At 50.9% G+C, this 6,293-nt stretch carries 12 protein-coding genes; all 12 read left to right on the top strand.

The window, feature by feature from the left end; genetic code table 11:
- Positions 1-250, top strand: a 250-nt coding sequence (locus tag AC3OH0_RS06815; RefSeq protein ID WP_498345251.1) for a PIN domain-containing protein, incomplete at its 5' end; no start/stop codon positions are given.
- 94 nt (positions 251-344) lie between these two features.
- Positions 345-923 (top strand): DNA-directed RNA polymerase, encoded by a 579-nt coding sequence (locus AC3OH0_RS06810; RefSeq protein WP_498345250.1) that lies wholly within the window; start codon positions 345-347, stop codon positions 921-923.
- Entirely contained in the window at positions 907-1,113 is a 207-nt protein-coding gene (spt4, locus tag AC3OH0_RS06805) for a transcription elongation factor subunit Spt4 (protein ID WP_498345249.1), read from the top strand. Before AC3OH0_RS06810 ends, spt4 begins: the two co-directional genes overlap by 17 nt.
- Positions 1,106-1,591 carry a DUF359 domain-containing protein gene (locus AC3OH0_RS06800; protein WP_498345248.1) on the top strand — a complete coding sequence of 162 codons (486 nt, stop codon included), beginning with the start codon at positions 1,106-1,108 and terminating at the stop codon, positions 1,589-1,591. The genes spt4 and AC3OH0_RS06800 overlap by 8 nt, the downstream gene beginning before the upstream one ends.
- Before the next feature lie 15 nt (positions 1,592-1,606).
- Complete coding sequence (locus AC3OH0_RS06795; RefSeq protein WP_498345247.1) at positions 1,607-1,939, top strand: 30S ribosomal protein S24e; 333 nt, start codon at positions 1,607-1,609, stop codon at positions 1,937-1,939.
- Positions 1,940-1,945: 6 nt separating this feature from the next.
- A complete protein-coding gene (locus tag AC3OH0_RS06790; protein WP_498345246.1) occupies positions 1,946-2,107 on the top strand; it encodes a 30S ribosomal protein S27ae in 162 nt (53 codons plus the stop codon).
- Positions 2,108-2,151: 44 nt separating this feature from the next.
- Positions 2,152-3,213 carry a KEOPS complex N(6)-L-threonylcarbamoyladenine synthase Kae1 gene (kae1, locus tag AC3OH0_RS06785; RefSeq protein ID WP_498345245.1) on the top strand — a complete coding sequence of 354 codons (1,062 nt, stop codon included), beginning with the start codon at positions 2,152-2,154 and terminating at the stop codon, positions 3,211-3,213.
- The gene (locus tag AC3OH0_RS06780) at positions 3,198-3,875 is read left to right on the top strand and encodes a Kae1-associated kinase Bud32 (RefSeq protein WP_498345244.1); all 678 of its coding nucleotides are present in this window, start codon (positions 3,198-3,200) and stop codon (positions 3,873-3,875) included. The genes kae1 and AC3OH0_RS06780 overlap by 16 nt, the downstream gene beginning before the upstream one ends.
- Entirely contained in the window at positions 3,865-4,437 is a 573-nt protein-coding gene (locus AC3OH0_RS06775) for an XTP/dITP diphosphatase (RefSeq protein ID WP_498345243.1), read from the top strand. Before AC3OH0_RS06780 ends, AC3OH0_RS06775 begins: the two co-directional genes overlap by 11 nt.
- 61 nt (positions 4,438-4,498) lie before the next feature.
- Entirely contained in the window at positions 4,499-4,999 is a 501-nt protein-coding gene (locus AC3OH0_RS06770) for a 30S ribosomal protein S15 (protein ID WP_193436278.1), read from the top strand.
- Positions 5,000-5,199: 200 nt separating this feature from the next.
- Positions 5,200-5,346: a hypothetical protein gene (locus AC3OH0_RS06765; protein WP_498345242.1), complete on the top strand. Its 147-nt coding sequence runs from the start codon at positions 5,200-5,202 to the stop codon at positions 5,344-5,346.
- A complete protein-coding gene (locus AC3OH0_RS06760) occupies positions 5,336-6,280 on the top strand; it encodes a glycosyltransferase family 2 protein (protein WP_498345241.1) in 945 nt (314 codons plus the stop codon). Before AC3OH0_RS06765 ends, AC3OH0_RS06760 begins: the two co-directional genes overlap by 11 nt.
- The last annotated feature ends 13 nt before the right edge of the window (positions 6,281-6,293 follow it).

The raw sequence follows: 6,293 nt of genomic DNA, 5'->3' as shown, positions 1-6,293 counted from the left end.
GGGAGGGTTGATGAGGAAGAAGTGCGAACTCGCAGTTAAAATCGCAAGGGAGAAGTGTAGGATAGTTGAGTTCCGCGGGGATTTGAAAAACGCTGACGACGCAATCATAGAGTACGCCGTTCTGAACAATGCCGCAGTAGCCTCCAACGATAGAGAGTTGAGGAGGAGGGCGAGGGAGAAGGGCTTGTCGGAGATATACTTGAGGGAGGAGTCGCACAGAATAGTTGTCGAGGGCCTGCTGGAGTATTGAGGAATCTCTTTCAATGCTCAAGTTATTTATAAAAGGATTATTGATTTATACTATAAAGTGCTTATTAAAACATTAATGACAAGGTGTTGCGTGATTGTACAACGTAATAAAGGTTAGAGACGTTGTCAGAATACCGCCCTCGAAGTTCGGGAGACCGCTCGAAGAGGTTGCGCTCGAGGAGCTTAGGGAGCAGTACGAGGGGTCGGTAGTCATATTGAAAAACCCGTTCACCGGTGAGGAGAAGAAGGAGCCATCAATCATTGTCACAATTCTCGGCCTCAGCATAGAGCCCTCTGGGAAGATCATACCGGGCGACGGGGCCACGTACCATAACGTTGAGTTTGAAGCACTCGTCTTCCACCCCTTCCTCAAGGAGGTTGTCGAGGGAGACGTTGTAACTGTCACTAAGAACGGGCTCTACGTAGACCTGGGAGTGCTCGACGGCTTCATATACATCAACCAGGTTGCCGATGAGAAGGTAACCTACGACCCCGGGAGGGGCGCCCTATTCCTCGAGGAGTCTAAGAAGTATGTTGACAAGGGAGATGTTGTGAGAGCGAGAATATTCAACATTTCGCCAATGCCCGGCAAGGGCTTGAGGGTTCACATGACTATGAGGCAGCCGGGGATGGGCAAGGTAGGCCAGGGTGGTAGGGTTGAGCAAGAAGGGTAGGCCTTTCAAAGCCTGCAGGAACTGTAAAGCACTGGTTGAGAGAGAGGTAGAGGTATGCCCTAAATGCGGGTCGAAAAGCTTCACCGACGAGTGGAATGGTGTCATAATTGTTTTAAACCCTGAGAAAAGCGATATCGCTAAAAAGCTTGAGCTAAAGGATAAGGGAAGGTACGTGGTTAAGATTGGCTAGTGCCGGGAGGAGCATTCCTTGCCTAAAACCCCCGGACTACCTTAGGAAAGCTCTCAGCCTCCCCCAGGGCAAGCTCTACGTGTCCGACAAGCACGCTATAACAGGCCTGTCCTGCGACGCCGCCGTGGGCGATGTCGTATCAAGAAACCATTACGCGAGGATACGGGTCGTCGACTATAAAACCAAGAGAAACATACCAACTGGGAAAGAGCCCGTGGCGAGCCGGATTTTCAGGGTCGTGAACCCTCCAGGGTGCGTGAGCCTCAACTCCTTCACAATAGGCTTCCTGAAAGGTGAGCACGTTGTCGAAGTGGTTGGGGAGGAGGACCTGCTGGTATTCCCGCTGGCTCTTCAATCCACAGGGGTTTCCAGTATAATCTACGGGCAACCCAACGTCGGGGTCGTGGAGCTCGATGCCCGTGGCATTAGGATTTTAAAGCTTCTTAAAACATTTAAACCAGTTAATGGTTTCATATAGTAAGGTGGTTACAGCGTGGCTAAGACAATCCAGCTTGACAAGTATCTCGGAGAGGTATTGGAGGAGCGGTATAACCCGCTGATTAAGAGACTCGAGCTTGTCATAAGGCTTGGGCACCCTGGCGAGGGAACCCCGAGCAGGGGCCTGCTCAGAATAGCGTTGTCGAAGCACTACAGCAAGCCCGTTGAACAGGTCATTATAAGGAGCTTGGAAACAGAGTACGGGGTTCAGGTAAGCAGGGTTGAAGCCCACGTCTACGACGACGCATCCAGCGTTAAGCTTTTCGAGCCCGAGTACATTATTAAGAGGAATGATGAATCATTACAGAAGGTTCAGCAACAAGGGTGATGTTGAATGCCCTATGTTCACAAACTATACGAGGTGGATTATAAGACGGGGAAGCTGGTAAGGAAGAATAAGACGTGCCCTAAGTGCGGCTCCTTCATGGCTTTCCACAAGCAACCCGTCCCTAGATGGCACTGCGGGAGATGCGGATACGTCGAGTACGCGAAGTAGTAGAGGCTTGTTTTTAAACCCAGGTTGAACGGCTGGGTCCGGGTTTGCCCCTCCTCTACAAGGTACCCTACAAAATACCCGTGGACAGGGAGCTGGTCTCCCTAGGGTTTGAGTCCACGAGCCATACTTTCGGGGTAGGGATTGTAAGGCTTAGGAAAGGGTTTGCAGAGGTTCTTGCTAACGTTAACAGCCAGTACAAGCCTTTGAAAGGAGGCCTCCACCCGAGGGAGGCCGCGCTACACCATATGGAGAAAGCCTACCCGCTTCTCAAGCAAGCTCTCAGGGAGGCTGGTCTCAGCCTCAGCGATGTCTCAGTGGTAAGCTACTCGATGGGGCCGGGGCTGGGGCCTTGTTTAAGGGTTTCAGCAAGCGTTGCAAGATTCATAGCATCATACTATGGTAAGCCCCTGGTCCCCGTCAACCACGCAGTAGCCCACATAGAGGTTGGCAGGCTTTTCAGCGGGCTTGAAGACCCATTAGTGATATACGTGTCAGGAGGAAACACCATGATCGTCGCGGCGAGGGACAGGGGTTACAGGGTTTTAGGCGAGACGCTTGACATCCCGCTTGGAAACCTCCTGGATACTTTCGCGAGAGAGGTGGGAATAGCCCCGCCTTACGTCGTCGACGGGAAGCACGCTGTTGATATCTGCGCTGAGTGGAGCCAGGAGTTCATCCCCCTCCCCTACACTGTTAAAGGGAGCGATCTAAGCTTCTCCGGGTTGCTGACGGCTGCCCTCCAGAAAGCTAGGGGCGCTGGCAAGGAGGGGTTGGGGGCTGTCTGCAACAGCTTAAGGGAAACCGCTTTCAACATGCTCGTGGAGGTTGCTGAGAGGAGCCTCCTGCTAACCGGGAAAAAGTCAATACTCCTGGTGGGAGGGGTTGCATCCAACACTGTCTTGAAATGGAAGCTGGAGAAGCTTGCCGAGACCCATGGTATCCCCTACTACGGGACGCCTCCCGAGGTCGCAGGCGATAACGGCCTCATGATATCTTACACTGGGCTTTTAATGTACCTACACGGTGTCAGCGTTGAACCCGAGAAGGCCCTAGTGAAGCAGAGGCTGAGGCTTGACGAGGGTGACTACCCGTGGCTGAGAGAGTAGCATACTTTAACAGAGGGGCTGAAGCGGTTCTCTACAGGGTTAGAATCCTCGGCTCAGACCTCATTGTTAAGAAAAGGCTTGACAAACCCTACAGGCATGAAGCCTTTAACAAGGTTTTCAAAGAGTATAGGACAAGGGTTGAGGCCAGGATACTCTCCCACTTGAGAAGCCTAGGGCTCAACGTACCAGCCCCGCTGATAGTGGATGTTTCAAAAGGAATCCTGGTACTGGAGTATGTGGAGGGCACCCCTCTCTCAAGGCTTGTAGACTCTATGAGCCGTGAAGAGCGGGGAAGGGTTGCAGGCGAGTTTGGGAGGCAGGTTGCCGTGATGCATTCCAACAGGATTTACCACGGCGACCTAACCCTTGCCAACACAATCTACAGTGGGGGAGAGGTTTACATAATAGACTTCGGGCTGGCAGGATACAGCGATGACGTTGAGGAGTACGCGATAGACCTCCACCTCCTCTACAGGAATCTACAGGCGATGCACCCTGGAATAGCCGAGGAGTTCATGAACCAGTTCCTTGAAAACTATAGGCAGTGGTACAGCGGTGTTTTCGAAGATGTTAGGAAAAGGTTTCTCGAGGTAAGGGTTAGGGGGAGGTATGTTGACAGAGAGTTGAGGAAGACTGTTATGAGGGATAGGTATGTATCGTGAAATATGCTTCGCAACAGGGAATGCGCACAAATATGCTGAAGCAGAAGCTGTCGCGAGAGAATACGGGATCACTCTCAAGCAATGCCCGGGCGTTAAACGAGAGGTTCAGTCGGACAGCCTCGAGGAGGTTGCTAAACAAGCTGCTTTAACAGCATTCATGGAGCTGGGGCAGCCCGTGCTGGTTGAGGATGCTGGCTTGTTCGTTAAAGCATTAAACGGTTTCCCAGGACCCTACAGCAGCTACGTGTATAAAACAATAGGGTGGAAGGGGCTGCTCAAGCTCATGAAGGATGTGGAGGATAGGAGCGCCTGCTTCGAATCCGTGGCGGTGCTCGTCTACGAGCCATTCCTGATAACAGGTGTCGGCGAAGTATGCGGGGTTTTAGCAACCGAGGCTAGGGGTGTTAAAGGATTCGGATTCGACCCGGTCTTCATACCAGAAGGATACAGCGTTACCTTTGCCGAGATGGATGTTGTGGAGAAGAACATGGTGAGCCATAGGGCAAGGGCTCTTCGAAGCGTTTTCAAAACCCTAAGAGAATACTTGGAGAGGCTTGAATAAATTTAAAACCCGTTTTTAATATGGATTCCAATATAGCAGTGTTTAAGGGGAAGGTGTCTTTATGAACAAGAAGAGGGACAAGGGGCAGTCACACTCTAACAGGCCTGCGAGGGCTGGCCCGCCGAGATGGTTGAAGCTTGACATGAGCCCGAGCGATGTGGAGTTGCTCGTGGTGGAGCTCGCTAAGAAAGGCTACACGCCCTCTATGATAGGGGTTTTGCTGAGAGACCAGTACGGGATACCTCTCGTGAAACAGGTCACTGGCCGGAAGCTCGCCCAGATACTTGAGAAGCACGGTGTTAAAATAGCTATCCCCGAGGATTTAATGGCTCTCATGCAGAAGGCTGTGAACCTGAGGAGACATCTCGACGAGCACCCGAAGGATTATCACAGCAAGAAGGGCTTGATAGAGGTTGAATCCAAGATACACAGGCTGGTGAAATACTATAAGAGAACCGGTGTCCTCCCGCCTGACTGGAAGTATGACCCGGAGAAGGCAAAGCTCCTAATATCTGGTGGAATGTACAGGTTTGAAACCCAGGAGAGTGTTCAAACGGTTTAAACCCTTCCAAACCGTTTGAACATCATTTCTTAACTTACATGTTTAAAAACATTTATTTAAGAAGGGTTGCCATACAATATTATATATAGAGCTCGCTGTCAGAGATTGAAAACATGACTAAATCATTCTCAAGCATGAAGAGGCTGGGGCTGTGTGAACAGCCTATTTGAATCTGTACTGCTGCGGAGGGTTTTCGGCTGATGAGTGGTGAAGCAGGGCTTCAAGGGTTTAACACTATAGGTGTTTCAAAGCACGTTGACCTTGGAGAGCCTCCCAGGTCTGGATTAGGCGTTTCCCGTTTTAAAAAGCAAGATGTTTTAACGGGGGGTCCTCGAATTGAGGAGTAATAGTTGCAGAGACTACACGGTTGTCATTCCTGTGTTAAACGAGGCTGAAGCACTCCCATTAGTGCTGAAGGAGTTAACCGAGAATGGCGTGCCCAGGGAGAACGTGCTGATCGTTGACGGGCACTCGGTGGACGGGACAAGGAAGGTTGCAGAATCTATGGGATTCAAGGTAATACTCCAGGAGGGAACGGGGAAGGCGATGGCCATTAAAACCGCTGTTGAAACCGTTGAAAGCGATTGCTACGTCTTCATGGACGGCGACTACACCTACCCTGCCAAGCACATTCCTGAGCTGTTGGAAAAGCTTGGGCAAGGCCGTGACCTGGTAATAGGTTCAAGGGTTTATGTGGAGAAGGGGGCTCAGGGCTTCCTGTTCAGGCTGGGGAACAAGGCTCTCTCAATGTTCTTTAAAATACTATTCGGTGTTCGAGTAAGCGACATTTTAAGCGGGATGTACGCTGCGAACAAGAAGGTTCTCGGGGAGGTTAATTTCGAGTTCAAAGGCTTCAGCGTTGAATCGGAGATAGTTGCCCATGCAGCTTCAACAGGTTTCCGGGTTTGCGAGATACCGATATCATACAGGAAGAGAATCGGGAGGAAGAAGCTCGGGGTTAGGCACGGGTTTAAAATAGCGCTAGACATGGTTAGGCTCGCGTGGAGATATAACCCGGCATTCCTTATATTCGCGGTCGGAGCGTTAATGCTCATCCCGGGGGTATACCTGGATGCCTACGTCCTCTACAGATGGCTGTTCCACGACGTAGTACACCATGTAAAAGCATTGGCAGGAATAGCTCTGTCAGGTCTTGGACTGCTAAGCTTGATGCTAGCCTTTCTCTCACTATACTTGAAAAGATTCGAAATAAGGGTTATGAAAACTATGAGGGGGATTGAGGAGCAGCTTGAGGAGAAGAGGAGTTCCAGGAGAAGATAGGGTTTGATTATAA

Source organism: Thermosphaera sp. (genome assembly GCF_059755995.1).
This window is presented reverse-complemented; position numbering and strand designations above follow the sequence as displayed.

What these genes read in the sequence shown, in the direction of transcription:
- AC3OH0_RS06790 (WP_498345246.1), top strand. Translation starts at nt 1,946, where the DNA reads ATGCCCTATGTTCACAAACTATACGAGGTGGATTATAAGACGGGGAAG.
- AC3OH0_RS06775 (WP_498345243.1), top strand. Translation starts at nt 3,865, where the DNA reads ATGTATCGTGAAATATGCTTCGCAACAGGGAATGCGCACAAATATGCT.
- AC3OH0_RS06770 (WP_193436278.1), top strand. Translation starts at nt 4,499, where the DNA reads ATGAACAAGAAGAGGGACAAGGGGCAGTCACACTCTAACAGGCCTGCG.
- AC3OH0_RS06765 (WP_498345242.1), top strand. Translation starts at nt 5,200, where the DNA reads ATGAGTGGTGAAGCAGGGCTTCAAGGGTTTAACACTATAGGTGTTTCA.